A 16,416-nucleotide genomic window follows, 5' to 3' on the forward strand; every position below is an offset into this window, starting at 1 on the left:
GCTCATCGCTTCACGCCTTGAACCTCGGTTTGCGCGGCCTGGGCTCGACGCCCACGCGCGGATCGCGCGCGAGCACGAGCTTGGTCAGATGGTCCGCGATCGACTCGAACGCCGGATCGTCTTGCGGCACATAGAGCCATTTGCGCAACACGGGATGCGGCCGCAACGCGGGCATGTCGTCGATGAGCGCGGCGTGGCGTTCTTGCGATGTGCATACGAGCAAGCCGTTCCAGGGCTTGGCGCGATCGGCGGCGACCAGACACAACTGGCCGTCGATATACGCGGCATCGGAGCCGAACATTCGCTTGCGAAGGTAGGTTGCATCGCGCTCGAATGCGTCGAAGATCCAGACGAGCGAGTTTCTGATCGAAGAGGGCATGGGCGTGGAGTCGATAGTGGCCGAAGCGCGGCCAAAGCAGACATGAGCCTGCATGATAAAACGCGCGACGCTTCACGCGACTCCCGTCGTGTTGCTCGTTCGCGCGCCGCTCATCGAATCCGGTCGGTGACGCGGCCGGTGAATTTCCATCCGCGGTCCTGTGTCCAGACGTAGGCAAAGCCGCTCGGGCCGTCGATGAACACGGTCATCGGCTCGCTCGCGGCACGCTTTTCCTTGAGACGCGACGCGCCCACGGGCGACACGCGGCCTTCGGCCTGCGTGGATGCGCCGTTCGCGGTGTCGAGCCTCCATCCATCGAGCGGCACATAGGTGAGCCGCAACGTGCCGCCCTCGGGCGGATCGACCAGCAGCGTCAGCGGGCCTGGTGAGGATTGCGCGCTGCCCGTCTGGGCCTCGCAGGGCGTCGCCGCGCCGCGCGCAGCGGTGGCGGCGAACGTGGCCGCGCCATGCGTGGCGAACGTCAGCGCTACCAGGGTAGCGGTGAGCAAAGCGGCACATCGATTCAGGCGTTTCATCTCTTCTCTCCAATCTTCGGTAGTGGGCGACGAATCCGACGCACCGAAGACGTGCACCGTCTGGAAAGTGCTGGACCCACGGCGCAATGCCTTTCCGAAAATAAGACGGCAGCTTCGAAAGTAATTTGAAGCGCGTAATTTGAAGCGCGGCCGGGCCAGCACGAGCGTGCGGCGTTTCGCATAGCGTGTCGATTCTTCCGGGGTGACGGTTATCGCCGAGCGCTCGCCTGTTCTCATAACGATCGATTGCTTTTGTTCGACATAACTCACGAGACAACCCACGAGGGACATCGCCAACATGAACGTCAATCCAAGCTCGTCCACCCCCGGTAACAACCCCGACATACCGCCGCTCGGCGACGTTGCAGCGGAACCTCCACCGCCGGCCGCCTCGCCGCGGCAAGTGCCTCCGGGCATGCCGGGGCCCGCCGAAAGGCGCAAAGCGGGTCCAGCAGAAGGCTCCGCCGCCGACCGTCCGCGCCAGCCGCCTCCCGCCTCGTCAAGCCAGGGCGCGCAGGCGACGCGGCCGGTGATCACGGACAAATGGCCCTACGGCCAGGCGCTCATGGGGAGCTATCTGAAAGCGGGCAACTCAGACGCGCTGCTTCGTGACCCGACTCTGAAAACCAGCGGCCGCGCGCTGCCGCCACTCACGCCGCAGGCCATCGGCTGCGATTTCAGCGAGCCGGTCGGCCAATGGCCGCGGGCCGACCGCGAGAAGCTCGCGCCCGCCGTCACGAAGAATCTGAACTTGCTGGGCACGCTGGGAGAAGGGCGGGAGCGCAACCAGCTGCATATGGAAATCACGACGATGTGGCTCGCGTTGTGCGAGGCCGAAAAAGGCGACGTGCTCAACTCGCTGGGCACGGAGCAGGCGGCATTGCTCGGCGACACCACGCGCGCGGCGTCCCAGGATCTGCCGCGCACGCCGGTGCGCGACTGGCTCGACCACATGGCCGTCAACATGAAGCCGGAGCAAGCCGCGCGTCTGCTCGGCTCGTGCACGCCCGAAGCGGAGCAGGCGCTGACGGCGCCGATGCAAGTCGTCGACGCGGAGCCTCGTCTGAAGGCGCTGCTCGATGATCGCTTCGCCGACGTGAGTGCGTCGATGCCGGTGGATCACCAGGTCGACTATCGGGGTTTCCTCGAACGGACCAACCGTGTGGTCGGCGAACTGCCCGAAGGCGAGAAGGACATCAGCATCGGTATCGTCGGCGGGGGGCCCGCGGGGATCATGGCGGCGGACCTGGCCAACCGGGCCGGCATCAAGAACATCGAGGTGCTCGAACAGGCGGACCAGATCGGCGGGCGGATCGCGGCGAAACACTGGGAGGGAATTTCGACGCCCTTTCATCCGGGCGGCATGCGTTTCCACCGGGATCGGAACAATGCGTACTGGGGTTTGGCCGAACACTACGGCCTCGAATTCGAGCCGTTTCCCAATCCGGGTTCGCCGGGCGTGCCGATCACCTATCTGCTCGGCGGCAAGGTGGCCACGGTCCAGCCCGGCCAGCAGGCCGACGATCCCGTCATGCGCAAGGTCGCGCACGACATCCAGCGCGCGATGATCGACCCCTTCTTCAAGCCGATCGACGAGGCGCGCAAGGCGGGCGACACGGCCGAGGTCCGCAGACTCTGGGACAAGGCGAAGAAGGATTTCGACAGCCACTCGTTCCGCTCCGGCGTGGACCAGTTGCTGGCCGAACAGGGCATCGAATGGAGCGAGGAGGAATGGCAAACGTTCGGTGCGGTCGGCATCGGCGTGGGCGGATACAAAGGCTATTCGGACATCGGCTTTCTCGAGGAAGCGCGCTTCGTCAGCGACGGCCGTCTGAAGGATCACGTGGGGCTGAAGGAGGGCGCCGATGCACCGCTTTACAAGCTCGTCGCGGACCGCGAGGGGCTGCCCGAAGGCGTGGGGTCGCTCGAGGACAAGCAGGTCATCAAGCTCAATACCGAAGTCACCGAGATCAGGAAGGTCGATGGCAAGTACCGCGTGTCGGTGCTCGACAAGACAACCGGCAAGACCGACGAAAAGGTGTACGACGAACTGCTCTTCTCCGGCAGTCCGCGTGAGGCGCTCCGGCTCGGTCTGCATGCGCCCGCACCAGGCACGGAGCCGATGTTGCCGGATGAATTCGTCGCAGCGCTGAAAAACGCCAACCTGGTGTCCGCCACCAAGGCGGGATTCGGGATCGCGGTCGGCAGTATCCGGGCCGACGAATTGCCGGCGAACATCCAGACGGACGAGTTCAATCAACAGGTCTACATGATGCTGCAGCCCGACGGTACGGGTGCGGTGTATTCCGAGTACGCGCAAGGAAAGAACGCGGACAAGGCGGTGGGGATGACCGTCGACGATCGGCGAGACGGATTCATCAAGCTGTTGCGCAGCGTCGCGTCACGCGAGCCGGATAATCCCGAGTACCAGAAGATCGGCAAGCTCGCCGATCTCGTGGAAGCGAATCGCGACCGCTTCTTCTACACGAACTGGGCGGAAGAGCGGCATGTCTGGGCCGCCTTCAAGATGGACGCACCGGGCGACCTGGAAAACAGCCGCCGGCTCTATGGCTTCCTCACGGAACGGCACGACGACGGCGTGATTCCGATGGGCGAAAAGCTCACCTACGAGGGCGGGTTCGCGAGCGGCGCAATCGCATCGGCGATTCTCGCGACGCAGAAGCTCGTCGTGCGTCACGGCGGTACGTTGCCGGTGAATTCGCCGCTGCACCAGGAATTGCTGTAATCGCGCGTCACGCGCAAACTGTGAGTTGATTCGGATGCCGGGGCCCCGCGGTCCCGGCGTCGCGGCTTGAGAGAGCTTGAGAGAAGTACTTTCCCTATAAGCTGCCCAAATCTCTTGACATCGAGAATTTGGTTTCATAAATTCACCCCGAATCAGTCGCCATGATTTTCCGGCGACACCACGGCAACGTTGCCGTGCCACACATGGAAGGCTATGCAGCCCCCGAACTTGCGTCCAACGCTAGTGAGGGGGCTTTTTGTTTTGGGAGAAGAAAAGCGATGTTGCACGACCCCGCAAAACCTGAGCTTCAAAGTCTCGTGATCGCATGCGTGCAGATGGAGCCGCATGTCGGCGCGAAGCGCGATAACGTGGCACGAGCGATCCGGCACATCGAAACCGCCGCGAGAAACGGCGCATCGCTCGTGGTCTTGCCCGAGTTGGCCAACACCGGTTACGCCTTTGCGAATCGCGAGGAGGCTTTCGCGCTGGCGGAAGCGCTGCCCGATGGAGAAACCGCTCGCATCTTCGCCGACACGGCGCAGCGTCTCGGCATTCATCTCGTCACCGGTATCGCGGAACGGGCCGGCAAGCGTCTGTATAACTCGGCCCTCTTCACGGGTCCTTCGGGTTACATCGGCGTGTACCGCAAGCTGCATCTCTGGAATAACGAAAACCTGTTCTTCGAGGCGGGGGACCGCGGTGTGCCGGTGTTCGGCACGCCGCTCGGGCGCATCGCGATCGCGATCTGCTACGACGGATGGTTTCCCGAGACCTATCGGCTGGCGGCCATGCAAGGCGCGGACATTGTCTGCGTGCCGACGAACTGGGTGCCCATGCCGTCGCAGCCTGACGACCGCTCGGCGATGGCGGCGACGCTCACCATGGCCGCCGCGCACAGCAACGGCATTGCGATCGCCTGCGCGAACCGGATCGGCACCGAACGCGGTCAGCCGTTCATCGGCCAGAGCCTGATCGTCGGGGGCGACGGCTGGCCGGTGGCCGGGCCGGCCAGCGTCGATCGCGAGGAAATTCTGTACGCGGTGATCGACGTGAAGCGCACGCGCTCCGGGCGCACGCTCAACACGTTCAATCATGTGTTGCGCGATCGGCGCGCCGACGTGTACGGCCGGATGCTCGGCACCGCCCGGTCTTTCTGTCTCGCGTGAAAGACCGGCGCCCGCATGTACTTCCCGATTCACTCCATCCATTAAAGGAAACGCCATGAGACCGTTCGACAAACAGTTCCTCGTTGCCACGATCGCGGCGCTCGCCGGCGCCTGCGCCTGCATCAACGCGTTTGCCGCCGAGCCGATCAAGATCGGCGTCGCAGTCGGGTTGTCCGGCGCCAATAGCGTGGTCGCGCCCGCGGTGGTTCAGTCCTCGCAGCTTGCGGTCGACGAGATCAACGCATCCGGCGGCATCATGGGCCGCCCGATCCAGCTCGAAATCACAGACGACGCGTCCGGCGCGGTCGGCGCACAAAAAGCCTACGACACGTTGGTGTTCCAGAAGAACGTCGATGCCATCATTTCGATGGAGACCAGCGCCGCCCGCAATGCGGCCCTGCCGATCGTGGCGCGCGGCAAGAAGCCGCTCATCTATACGTCGTTTTACGAAGGCCGCTCGTGCAGCCCGTGGATGTACGTGAACGGTTGGGTGCCCGAGCAACAGGTCGCGCCGGTGGTCGACTACTTCGCCAAGAGCAAGAACGCCAAGACGTTCTATCTGGTGGGCAACGATTACGCGTTTGGCCGCGGCATGTTGCAGTTCACCAGGAAGTACATCGAGCAGCATGGCGGCAAGGTGATCGGCGAAGAGTATCTGCCCATCGACGGCACCGACTGGACGCCGGTGCTCTCCAAGATTCGCGCGGCGCATCCCGACGCGCTGATCAGCGCGACGGCCGGCGGCGCGCCCAACGTGGCGCTCGCCAAACAGTTGAAGGGTTCGGGGCTCGCCGTGCCGTACGGCAACCTGGCTATCGACGAAGGCACCGCGAGAAGCATGGGCGACGTCGCGACCGGCATCTACATGTCCGGCTCCTACTTGACGAGTATCGATACGTCGGGCAACAAGAAGTTTCTCGCGGCCATGGACAAGCGGTTCGGCAAGAACGTGAAGACGCCGAACGAGCTATCCGAGCCGCAATACGAAGCCTTCTTCCTCTACAAGGCGGCGGTCGAGAAAGCGGGCTCCACCGACTCGGGCAAGGTCATCAAGGCGCTCGATCAAGTGTCTTTCGACGGCCCGCGCGGTCAGGTCGAGATGAGCAAAAGCCGGCATACGCCCCTCGCGATGCGTTTGGGTCAGATTCAGGCAGACGGTTCGGTCAAGATCCTGCAAACTTTCCCGGACGTGGACCCCGGCGCTCAGTGCCCGAATATCAGGTAAGCACGATCAGACATGCAACATCCGCCGCTCGCGGGTTCCGACCGGCGCCAAGGCGGATGTGATGGGAGACGACAATGGTTCTGGTATTGGATGTTTTGACAACCGCGGCGGTGCTGTTCATCGTGACCGCCGGGTTGATGGTCATTTTCGGCGTGATGAAAATCGTCAACTTCGCTCACGGCGCGTTGCTCACGATGGGCGCGTACGCGAGCTTCGTAATCACGCAACTGAAGCTTGATCCGTGGATCGGCGTGCCGCTGGCGATCGTGATCGGCACGGCGGTCGGCATGCTGGTCGAGCTGGTGATCGTGCGGCCCCTCTACAAGCGGCCGCTCGACGCGATCCTCGCCACGTGGGGGCTCGGCATCGTCATCGGACAGATCATCGTGATGGCGTTCGGCCGCGAGGTCCAGTTCGTGGAAACACCGCTGAAAGGCGTCTTTTCCATCGCGGGGACCGAGTATTCCGCCTATCGCCTGTTGCTGATACCCGTTGCGCTCGGTCTATGCGCGCTCATGACGGCGCTGCTCACGGGCACCCGCTTCGGCGTCAAGACCCGTGCGGTGATCATGAACGAAGACCTGGCGCGCGGGCTCGGCATTCACTCGGGCCGTATCCGCTTCATCACGTTCAGTCTCGGCGCGGCCCTGGGCTCGCTCGCGGGCACGCTCATCACGCCGCTGTCGAGCGTCGATCCCGACATGGGGCTGCCGTGGCTGGTGAGCGCCTTCATGCTGGTGATGGTGTCCGGGCACTCGATGTTGAGCCTGCTGTTCACGTGCCTCGTGTTCGGCGCTTGCCAGGTGCTGGTCAGCACGTTCGTCAGTCCGGTGCTCGGTGGGCTGACCATCGCCGTGCTGGCGGCGCTCACGCTGCGTGCCCGTCCGAAGGGGTTCTCTCATGGCTAAAGTGAACGCATCGCTCAATCACGTCGGCGGTGATCCGGCACGGACCGGCAGGCCGGTGCGCGACCGGCGCAACGCGCAGGGCAGGGGACTCGTCGTGCTCGGCGGTATCGGCGTTCTGCTGATGGCCGCGGGTCCGTGGCTGTTCGGCTCTTATCTGCTGAACGTGCTGATTCAGGCATTCTTTTTCTCGATCGTCGCCGTGACGGTGGACATCCTGTGGGGATACACCGGCTATCTGACGTTCGGGCAATCGGCCTTCTTCGGTCTCGGCGCATATGCGGCGGGCCTCGTCTTCACGCACGGCGGCTTCTCCGCCGGTTATGTGGCGTTGGCGCTGGGCGCGGCCGTCGCGGTGAGCGCGGGCGTCGCCGCACTGCTTGGCTGGCTCTCGTTCTACCGGGGCGCGTCGCCATTCTTCGCGACGGTGATGTCGCTGGTCTTGCCGATCGTCCTCAGCCAACTGCTGCTCTCGGGTGGGGAATGGACGGGTTCGAGTTCGGGGCTGACCGGCTACCCGACCTTCGATCTTTCTCTGGAGGCCTGGTACTGGATCGCCGGGGCGGCGCTCGCGGTTGTCGCCCTTCTGGCCTGGCTATTCGTGCGCAGCGACGGCGGCCGCGTGCTCGCGGCCATTCGCGACAACGAATCGCGCTGTTCGTACCTCGGCATCAATACCTCTCGGGTCAAGATCGTTCTGCTGGTGGCGACCGCCGCCGTCGCGGGCCTTGCGGGCTTCGGCTATGGCTCGTTCAGCGGCGTGGTCGCGCCCGAGCTGACCGGCTTCGTGCTGGGTACGCAACTCATCATCTGGGTCGCGCTCGGCGGCCGGGGGACGCTGTGGGGGCCCGTAATCGGCGCGCTGCTGATCAACGTGGGGACGGCCTATCTCAGCGGCTTCATGCCCTTTGCGTGGCAACTGATACTCGGCGCCGCCTTCGTCGCGGTGATCGTCCTGCTGCCGCAAGGTCTCGTGCCGCTGCTTCTGAAACCGTTCCGTCATCTGGGCGGCAACGGCGCCGAACCGGAACTGGTCGAACGGGTGATGCGGGCGGAGCATGGGCGTGCGGCGGCATCTCCGCCCGCGCTGCAAATGGAGGGCGTCGCCCGGCATTTCGGCAATCTCAAGGTGCTGCAAGGCATCGACCTGAACGCCGACGCCGGCGAGCTGGTCGGCCTGATCGGTCCGAACGGCGCCGGCAAGACCACGCTGATGCGATGCATGAGCGACGGCGCGGAACGCTCCGCCGGTACGGTCGTGCTGTGCGGTCACGATATCCGGCAACTGCCGCCGGATCGCTGCGTGCATTTCGGCCTGGGCCGCAAGTTCCAGAACGCGAACATCTTCGAAACGCTCACGGTGGCCGAGTGCTTGCGAATCGCGGGGACGATCATCGAGCCGCCGTCGCTCTTCAGACAGTCGGCCACGCTCGCCTTGCCGCCGTATGCGCTGGAGGTGGTCCGCACCACCAGCCTCGACCGGAAGCTGAGCGCGGTGGCGAAGGATCTGTCGCACGGCGAACAGCAGGCACTGGAACTGGCGATGGTGCTCGCGCTCGAACCGCGGATCGTGCTGCTCGACGAACCGACAGCGGGGCTCACCAAAACCGAGCGCACGCAGATCGGCAACGTGCTGGCCGCGCTGGCTCACCAGTATCGGCTCTGCTGCCTGCTGGTCGAGCACGATCTGGATTTCGTCGCGGAGATCGCGACCCGCATCGTGGTTCTGCATCAAGGGCAGATCGTGATGCAAGGCAACTTCGACGAAGTGGTCAATTCGGAACTGGTCAGGACGATCTATGCCGGAACCGCGCAAGCCGACGCGCCCGGCGGCGCCGCTACCTATCAGGAGGCCTCGTGAGCCAGATCGCATTGAATCTGCAGGACGTCACGAGCGGATACAAGGCCTCGGTCGTGCTGCGCAAGCTGTCGTTGAGCGTCGCCAACAGCGAGGCCGTCGCCTTGCTCGGCAAGAACGGCATGGGCAAGACCACGCTGCTCAAGACGATCATGGGTTATCTGCCGAAGAAGAGCGGCGCGGTGCATGTGCATGGGCAAGACATCACGCGCCTGCCGCCGCATCGCATCGCGCGCGCGGGCATTGCCTACGCGCCGCAGGAACATGCGTTGTTCCAGGATCTCAGCATCCGCGACAACCTGCGCCTGGGGCTTGCCAAAGTGTCGGTGTTCGACGAACGCTTCGCCGAGATCGAGCCCGTTTTTCCGGTGTTCAAGAGCCGTCTGAGCCAGTATGCCGGCACGCTGTCAGGCGGCGAGCAGAAGATGCTGCTGGTGGCGAGGGCGCTGATGATGCGTCCGTCGATCATCCTGCTCGATGAAATCACCGAGGGCTTGCAACCGTCGGTGATCGACCGGCTGGCCGACGCGCTGCTATGGGAGCGCAACCGTCACGGCACCACGCTTTTGCTGATCGAGCAGAACGTTCCGTTCGCGTTGAAGGTGGCCGACCGGTACGCCGTGCTCAAGCAGGGCGAGATCATCGACCACGGCGACGCCAAGGACGAAACCGCGGCGGCGTCGATCTTCGAACACTTGCGCGTGTGATCTTCACGATACTCGGGGCATGATGACAGCACATTCGTTTTATCGGCCGCTCTCGGGCGTGGACCTGCTGGAGCGCACGGCGAACGACCCGCGCGAGCGCGGCCTCGTCATGCTCGAAGCGTTCGCGCGCATCGAGAAAGCCGAGCCGGCCGTCAGAGCGATGACGGCCGTCGGTCGCCGCGAGCACGCGGTGGCGGCGGCGGTCGCGGCGAAAGGGCCGCTTGCGGGCATGCCGGTTGCGGTCAAGGACATCTTCGACACCGCCGACTTCGTCACCCGGTACGGCTCGCCGATCTACGAAGGTCATCAGCCGAAGTCCGACGCCGCGATCGTCACGCTGTTGCGGCGCAACGGCGCGGTCATCGTGGGCAAGACCGTCACGAGCGAGTTCGCCTATATGGCGCCCACCGTGACGCGCAATCCGTGCGACCTCGAACGCACTGCGGGCGGATCGTCATCCGGCTCGGCGGCGGCGGTGGCGGCCGGCATCGTGCCGTTCGCGATCGGCTCGCAGACCGGCGGCTCGACGATCAGGCCCGCGTCGTTTTGCGGCATTGCCGGCTTCAAGCCTACGTTCGGCATGTTGCCTACCGTGGGGATGAAGTGCTTCTCGTGGTCGTTCGATACGGTGGGTCTGTTCGCCGCCGGCGTGCGCGACGTGGCTTACCTGGCGCAGGTGTTGTCCGGCCGGCCGCTCGCCGTGGACGATAGCCGCGCCGGCCCGGTGTTCGGCGTCCCGCTGAGCTACCCTTGGACCGAGCCGTCGGCGAATGCCTGCGCCGTGCTCGACACCGCCGTGCGGGCAATCGAAGCGGCGGGCGGGCGCGTGCGCCAGATGCGCTTCGGCGCGTGGATGACCGAGCTGATCGCGGCGCACGATACGATCCAGCGTTACGAAGCGTGGCAGGCGCTCGGCTTCGAGTACGATTACCATCGCGCCGATCTGTCGCCGATGCTCGCCGGTTTTCTCGACCGCGCGGCGGCGGTCGATGTGGCTTCTTACGCCGAGGCGTGTGTCTTGATGGAGCAGGGAAAGGAGCGGCTTGCCGAACTGTTCGACGGCGTCACCGCCTTGCTGACGCCGAGCGCGCCCGACGAAGCGCTCGACGGGCTCGGATCGACGGGCGACCCCGCGTTCAATCGCAACTGGACGCTGCTCGGGTGCCCTTGCGTGAACGTGCCGGGGCTGCGGGGCGAGCGAGGCGGTCCGATCGGCGTGCAGGTGATCTGCCGGCCGTGGGACGATCGCGCATGCCTGCAGGCCGCCGCGTTCGTCGAGCATGCGATAGCCGCCACGGCGGCACGTGATCCGGCGGCGCGGTGAATGACTTAACGATGCAAGGAGAACATCGAATGGAGGCGAAGCAACAGCCGGCGAGAGCGCTGCCCGCGGACGCCGGATGGCGTATCGGCGTGCTGTACTCCCGTAGCGGCGTGACCGCGGCGACGGAGTCGGAACACTTTTTCGGCACCGCCCTCGCGATCGAGGAAGTCAACGCGGCGGGCGGCGTCGACGGGCGCATGCTCGACCCGGTTGTCTACGATCCGAAAAGCGATCCCGACGAATATCGCCGGCTCGCCTCGCGCATGCTGCAGGAAGACGACGTGACGGTGATCTTCGGCTGTTCCACATCGTCGAGCCGCAAGGCGGTGCTGCCGGTGATCGAGCGCAACAACGCGCTGCTCTGGTATTGCTCGATTTACGAAGGATTCGAGTATTCGCCCAACGTGATCTACACCGGGGCCGTGCCTAACCAGAACAGCATGCAGCTCGCCGCGTATTTGCTGCGCAATCACGGCCGCCGTTTTTTCCTCGTGGGCGCCGACTACATTTACCCGCGCGAATCGAACCGCATCATGCGCGACATGGTCGAGCAGCATGGCGGCGAAATCGTAGAGGAAGTCTATCTGCCGAGCGACGCGGACCCCGCGGCGCTGGAGGAGGTGGTGCGGCAGATCCGGGCCGTCGAGCCCGACGTGGTGTTTTCCACGTTGATCGGCCGCGGCGCGCGCGCCTTTTATCGTCTGTATCGCGAACATGGCATCGACCCCGCGCGCGTGCCGATCGCCAGCTTGACGATGACCGAGGGCGAAACGCGAATGATCGGCCCTGAACTGTGCGCGAGCCACATCATTTCCGCTAGCTATGTGAACACGCTGAACCTCGCGGGCAACCAGCGCTTCCTGAAGTCGTGGCGCGCGCGCTTCGGTGACCAGCCCGCCAGCATGTGGTCGGAGATGGCGTACAACCAGGTGCATCTCTTTGCGCTGGCTTTGGCCCGCACCCGAAGCCTCGATACGGCCAAGCTGGTGGAAGCCGTGCATGACGTCGAATTCGATTCGCCGGAGGGCATGCTGAGAATCGACCGGGCCAACAATCACGCGATCCTGACGCCGCGCATCGCCGTCTGCCGACCGGACGGCGCGTTCGACATCGTGTGGGAGGGCCGTGCTCCGATCAAGCCCGATCCTTATCTCACGTCGTATGGTTTTTCGGAATTCTGGCTCGACGGAGAACCGGCATGAACACGGGCGCCCGCCGGCTCTTCGACGATCTGCGCACGCTACGCGTCGTGGTGATCCATCCGCCCGGCGACGACCGCAACGTGCTGGTCGAACAGTTGCGCCGGATCGGTTGCCTGATCCACGCGCTTTGGCCGTTACCTTCGCAGTTGCCCGCGGATGCCGACGTGATTTTCTTTCTCGTCGGTCCGGAAACGCGCAGCGCGGGAAACTGGAGCGCCGCCGATACGCAAGCCACCTTGATCGCATTGTCCGATTACGAGAATCCGACCGCGTTGAAGATGCTGCTGGATACGCAGGCGCACGGCGTGATAACGAAGCCCTACCGCTCCACCGGGATTCTGAGCACGCTCGTCCTCGCGCGCGCCTCGTCGGGCTATCAGCAGCGGCTGCACCACAAGATCGGCAAGCTCGAGGAAGCCATCAAGGCGCGGCGTCATATCGAGCGGGCGATTCGCATCCTCATCGAAGCCCACCGGTTGAGCGAAAACGAAGCGTATGAACACATGCGCTCGCGCGCCACGGAACTTCGGGTCACGGTGGGCGAGATCGCCACGATCGTGATCGATGCGCATGAGGCCATGGACAAGCTGGGGCTTGGCAAAAGAGCGAGGCCTTCGGATCAGTAGAGGGGCGGTTTGGTAATTGCTGGCCGCGTCGGGACGGCGGCTGACTCGGCGGTTCTAACGACCAACGCGGCGCGTAACTCGCACTCAAGCCACCGGCGTGGCACGTAGCTCGTCGCGCAACACGGCCCACCAACGCGGCACGTGACTCGTCGCGCAACACGGCCCACCAACGCGGCACGTGACTCGTCGCGCAACTCAACTCACCGACACGGCACGTAGATCGTCGCGCAATTCAACTCACCAACGCGGCACATAGATCGTCGCGCAACCCAACTCACCGGCGCGGCACGTAGCTCGTCCCGCAACTCAACCCACCGACGCGGTACACGACTCGGCGCACCCACGCGGCCCGCAACCCAACCCACAACGCGGCCGCACGCGACCCCGACCCCCCGCTTGCGGCCGTCCGTTGCGAACATTCCGCCGATGCGCATCGACTACGAATTTCCAGCAAGCCGGCCGTCGACCCCGCTGCCATAATTCCCCTTCACGCCTCGCGCGGATCGCGGCGCCGTCGAACGCCGCGCGCGCCGGCACTTTCGTTCAGCAACGCACATCGGCGCACAGAGGGGCGCGATGTCGGAGGAGCGCGAAGATGGTCAGATCGGGAAAAGCTCACGCGTGGGTCGAGTCGCCGCCGCAGGCATCGCGCTTCAAGCGTGCGCGCTCGGCTCGGGCAACGGACGCGGACCTGCCGCCGGCTTCGCGCGAAGGCGGCAACGCATGCCTCGACAGTCCGGGCGCCTGCCTCGCCGACACCCGGCTCGCCCTCGATCTCGCCGGCGCGGGTCATCCACAGGAGCGTCTGCGAATGGCGAGCGCGATGTGGAACGTCATCGGCTTCACGTCGTTTGCCAACGGCTTCGTTCAGTTCGAGGGCGACGCCGCGGCGCGCTGGTCCTCCAAATGGGTGGACGTGCCGGCGCATCCGGGCAGCGCGTATTTTCGCGCCGGCTATCACCACCACGATCCACGACTACGCGTGGCATTGCGCCACAACGCGCCGCTTGTCTGGGACAGCCGCTGGCTCGCGCAGGCGTGGTCGCGCAACGGTTCACCCAAAGAATTGCACGGTCTCTTCGACGAACTCGCGCGCGAGCAGGTCGGCAGCGGCGTGATGTTCGCGTTCACCACCGGCGCGCGGGACGTGCGGGCGATCGTCAGCCTCGGCGCGGGACGCAGCCGCTCCGACTGGATCAGCGACGTGGTGCTCGCGCAGGCGCTCACGGTCGGTCTCTCGCTGCACCGCGCGCGGCCCGGCGATCCGGCCGCGCTGTCCGATACGGAGACGCGCATCCTGATGGGCGTCGCGAGCGGCCTCGGCAATCGGGAGATCGCGCTGCGGCTGCGCACGAACGAACACCGGGTCGACTATCACCTGCGTGCGCTGCGCCGGAAATACCGCGCGACGACTCGCGCCGAACTGGCGTTCATCGCCGGCAGCATGGGTTTGCGCTAGAGGGGCGAAGGCGGGCCGCCGCTCATGTTCGGCGCGTCGGCGCGTCACTCGCCTGGCGGTTCAGGATGCCGCCCGCGACGTAGGCAAGCTGGGTGCGGTTTCGCGCGTGATAGCGCGCCTGCAACTCGCGAACATGTTGCGCTACGCAGCGCGGGGCGAGCGTCAGAGCGGCGGCGATCTCGCGATCGTTTTTGCCGTGGCCGACATCGCGCAGCACCGCGCGCTGGATTTCGCTGAGATCGTTCGCGTGATAGCGCGGCAGCAGCCGGCTCGCGTAGGCGTCGACGAGGGTATGGACGCCGACCGCCAACGCATAGGCGGCGCCGATGGCGGTCCCGGCGTTCGAGTCTTTCCAGGCGTCGGCAGGCTGCGCGCCCGACAAGGCGACGACGCATCGCTCGAACCGGTTGGCAGTGACGATGCCGAGGCACACGCCGCTGCGCAGACCCGCGTCGAGTGCGGCATCCGCGAAGCGCCTTGTCGCCGCTGCGTTGCGCGTGGTGGTCGCGGCTTCGGCGAGCCGTTTCATGTCCCACGTGAACGGCCACTCGACGTGGCAAGCGGTCGCCATGCGTGGATCGACCGCGAAAAAATTCTCGCGGCAGTAGCGGCTTGCCCAGCCGGTGGGCGAATAGCTCTCCAGCCACGCGGCTTGCGTGACCTGCTCGCCGATGCGCAGCATTCGCACATAGCACAGCGAGTCGAACCCGGCGCGCGCGAGCGCCGCGTCCATCAATGCGCGCCGCGTCGCGCCATCGGCCGCGGTGGCGAGTTCGTGCGGGAGCGAAGCGAGCGTCGCGCCCGGCGCGGCGAAGGCGGTGGACGCCGCGGTTTCCGGATCGACCACGACGTCGTCGATGTCGAAAAGCGTGGGCGTGATCGCGTTGCCCGCGGCTGCATCGCGCTCCATGTTCTGATTCATGCGATGACCTCGTCGGATGGCCGTCGATGTGCGCCGGCCAGGCGCCCGTTCTTGCATGGGAAGTGATGGCCTGCGTCGCGTGCTGCTCGCGGCGTGTCGTGCGCCGGCGTGATGATCCGCGCGGGTAGCCGGCGACGCGTTTCGCGCGAGCGTGGCGATGGAATCATACGCACGATGACGCGGCCCGTGAACGTGCCGTCGAGTCCTGCTTCGCATTGGAGGCACACGTGTTCGCGTGCGCCGTTTCTTGTTGCGCGGCTTCGCGCATCATGCGAGACCAGAACGACTCGCATGCCCGCTATCCCGCATGATCCGGCCTATCATCGTGGCGCCTTTTCATCACCTGTCCCGGCACGAACAACGTGGCGGCTCGTATCGCACGCGCATGCGCTGCGTCGCGCGCCTGCGGGCGTGCGTGATCGCCGCGCTCGTCTGCGGATCGGGCGCGGCGCTGCCGGCCCGCGCGAACTGTTTCGACGATGCCGCCGCGTATCAGCACGTCAACCCGCTGATCCTGCGCGCGATCGCGTGGCAGGAGTCGCGCAACCAGCCCGGCGCGACCCATCTGAACGCGAACGGCTCGACCGACTACGGCGTGATGCAGATCAATTCGATCCACCTCGCCACGCTGTCGCGCTACGGCATCGCGCGCGATGCGTTGATGTCGCCGTGCAAGAACATTTACATCGCGGCGTGGCAGTTGCGGCGGCAGATCGTGAAGTACGGCAATACCTGGGCCGCGGTGGGCGCCTATCACTCGGCCACGCCCGCGCTGCGCGACGGCTACGCGAGGCAGATCGCCGCGATCCTGCGCCGCTGGAACATGCTGCCCGACGAACGGGCTGCGTCCGCGGGCATCGAAGGGGTGTCCGCGACGCCGCGCGACATGCGCGCTGCTCAGACGGGTGTGAAGCAGAGCGTGCGCGGCGACGAGCGGGCCGCGTCCGCGGGTATCGAGCGGGTGTCCGCGACGTCGCGCGGCACGCCCTCTGCTCAGGCAGGTATGAAGCAGAGCATGCGCGGCGACGAGCGGGCCGCGTCCGCGGGCATCGAACGGGTGTCCGCGACCTCGCGTGACATGCCCTCTGCTCAGGTGGGCACGAAGCAAACCCGGCGCGCCGACGGCGGCGTGATGCGCCCGGCGTGCGGACGCGGCGAATGACGCGAAATGCGGGCAGCTTCGCCCGAACCGTGCGCGCCTGGCGCTAGAGCGTTAGCCCGTCAACGCATTAGGGCGTCAAGCAGCCGCGGTCCGCCGCACACGGGAGCGGGTGTCCGCGACGTCGCGTGACATGCCCGCTGCTCAGGTGGGCACGAAGCAAACCCGGCACGCCGACGGCGGCGTGATGCGCCCGGCGTGC

The 16,416-nt window shown here is 65.6% G+C and carries 13 protein-coding genes and 1 pseudogene; 11 read left to right on the forward strand and 3 right to left on the reverse strand.

Annotation, left to right across the window (positions count from 1 at the left end; genetic code table 11):
• Nucleotides 1-10 precede the first annotated feature (10 nt).
• Both ACTJLC_RS16090 and ACTJLC_RS16095 read right to left on the reverse strand, forming a co-directional pair.
• Nucleotides 11-379 carry a hypothetical protein gene (locus ACTJLC_RS16090; RefSeq protein ID WP_310133089.1) on the reverse strand — a complete coding sequence of 123 codons (369 nt, stop codon included), beginning with the start codon at nt 377-379 and terminating at the stop codon, nt 11-13.
• 110 nt (nt 380-489) lie between these two features.
• A complete protein-coding gene (locus ACTJLC_RS16095; protein WP_310133092.1) occupies nt 490-1,458 on the reverse strand; it encodes a hypothetical protein in 969 nt (322 codons plus the stop codon).
• Here ACTJLC_RS16095 and ACTJLC_RS16100 point away from each other — a divergent pair.
• From ACTJLC_RS16100 to ACTJLC_RS16145, 10 genes are all read left to right on the forward strand, one after another.
• A complete protein-coding gene (locus ACTJLC_RS16100; RefSeq protein ID WP_310133093.1) occupies nt 1,445-3,661 on the forward strand; it encodes a flavin monoamine oxidase family protein in 2,217 nt (738 codons plus the stop codon). The genes ACTJLC_RS16095 and ACTJLC_RS16100 overlap by 14 nt on opposite strands.
• Nucleotides 3,662-3,939: 278 nt before the next feature.
• On the forward strand, nt 3,940-4,827 hold the full coding sequence (locus ACTJLC_RS16105) for a nitrilase family protein (RefSeq protein ID WP_073428362.1): 888 nt from the start codon (nt 3,940-3,942) through the stop codon (nt 4,825-4,827).
• 55 nt (nt 4,828-4,882) lie between these two features.
• The gene (locus tag ACTJLC_RS16110; RefSeq protein ID WP_154873286.1) at nt 4,883-6,052 is read left to right on the forward strand and encodes a substrate-binding protein; all 1,170 of its coding nucleotides are present in this window, start codon (nt 4,883-4,885) and stop codon (nt 6,050-6,052) included.
• 74 nt (nt 6,053-6,126) lie between these two features.
• Nucleotides 6,127-6,960, forward strand: a complete 834-nt coding sequence (locus ACTJLC_RS16115; RefSeq protein WP_073428360.1) for a branched-chain amino acid ABC transporter permease — start codon at nt 6,127-6,129, stop codon at nt 6,958-6,960.
• Nucleotides 6,953-8,818, forward strand: a complete 1,866-nt coding sequence (locus ACTJLC_RS16120) for a branched-chain amino acid ABC transporter ATP-binding protein/permease (protein WP_310133098.1) — start codon at nt 6,953-6,955, stop codon at nt 8,816-8,818. The genes ACTJLC_RS16115 and ACTJLC_RS16120 overlap by 8 nt, the downstream gene beginning before the upstream one ends.
• Entirely contained in the window at nt 8,815-9,522 is a 708-nt protein-coding gene (locus tag ACTJLC_RS16125; RefSeq protein WP_310133103.1) for a branched-chain amino acid ABC transporter ATP-binding protein, read from the forward strand. Before ACTJLC_RS16120 ends, ACTJLC_RS16125 begins: the two co-directional genes overlap by 4 nt.
• Before the next feature lie 19 nt (nt 9,523-9,541).
• A complete protein-coding gene (locus ACTJLC_RS16130; protein WP_310133106.1) occupies nt 9,542-10,846 on the forward strand; it encodes an amidase in 1,305 nt (434 codons plus the stop codon).
• Nucleotides 10,847-10,875: 29 nt separating this feature from the next.
• Nucleotides 10,876-12,048: a transporter substrate-binding domain-containing protein gene (locus ACTJLC_RS16135; protein WP_310120567.1), complete on the forward strand. Its 1,173-nt coding sequence runs from the start codon at nt 10,876-10,878 to the stop codon at nt 12,046-12,048.
• Nucleotides 12,045-12,674, forward strand: coding sequence for an ANTAR domain-containing response regulator (locus tag ACTJLC_RS16140; RefSeq protein WP_073428355.1), 630 nt, complete (start codon nt 12,045-12,047; stop codon nt 12,672-12,674). Before ACTJLC_RS16135 ends, ACTJLC_RS16140 begins: the two co-directional genes overlap by 4 nt.
• A gap of 595 nt (nt 12,675-13,269) precedes the next feature.
• Nucleotides 13,270-14,133: a helix-turn-helix transcriptional regulator gene (locus ACTJLC_RS16145; protein WP_310133109.1), complete on the forward strand. Its 864-nt coding sequence runs from the start codon at nt 13,270-13,272 to the stop codon at nt 14,131-14,133.
• A 22-nt stretch (nt 14,134-14,155) separates the two neighbouring features.
• Here the strand turns inward: ACTJLC_RS16145 and ACTJLC_RS16150 are convergent, their stop codons facing one another.
• Nucleotides 14,156-15,055: a helix-turn-helix transcriptional regulator gene (locus ACTJLC_RS16150; RefSeq protein ID WP_310133111.1), complete on the reverse strand. Its 900-nt coding sequence runs from the start codon at nt 15,053-15,055 to the stop codon at nt 14,156-14,158.
• 385 nt (nt 15,056-15,440) lie between these two features.
• On the opposite strand from ACTJLC_RS16150, the pseudogene ACTJLC_RS16155 reads away from it, so the two are divergent.
• A pseudogene (locus ACTJLC_RS16155) lies at nt 15,441-15,905 on the forward strand (lytic transglycosylase domain-containing protein); the annotation flags it as partial.
• Nucleotides 15,906-16,416 lie beyond the last annotated feature (511 nt).

This window comes from Paraburkholderia sp. 22099 (assembly GCF_052045835.1).
GTDB lineage: Bacteria > Pseudomonadota > Gammaproteobacteria > Burkholderiales > Burkholderiaceae > Paraburkholderia > Paraburkholderia terricola.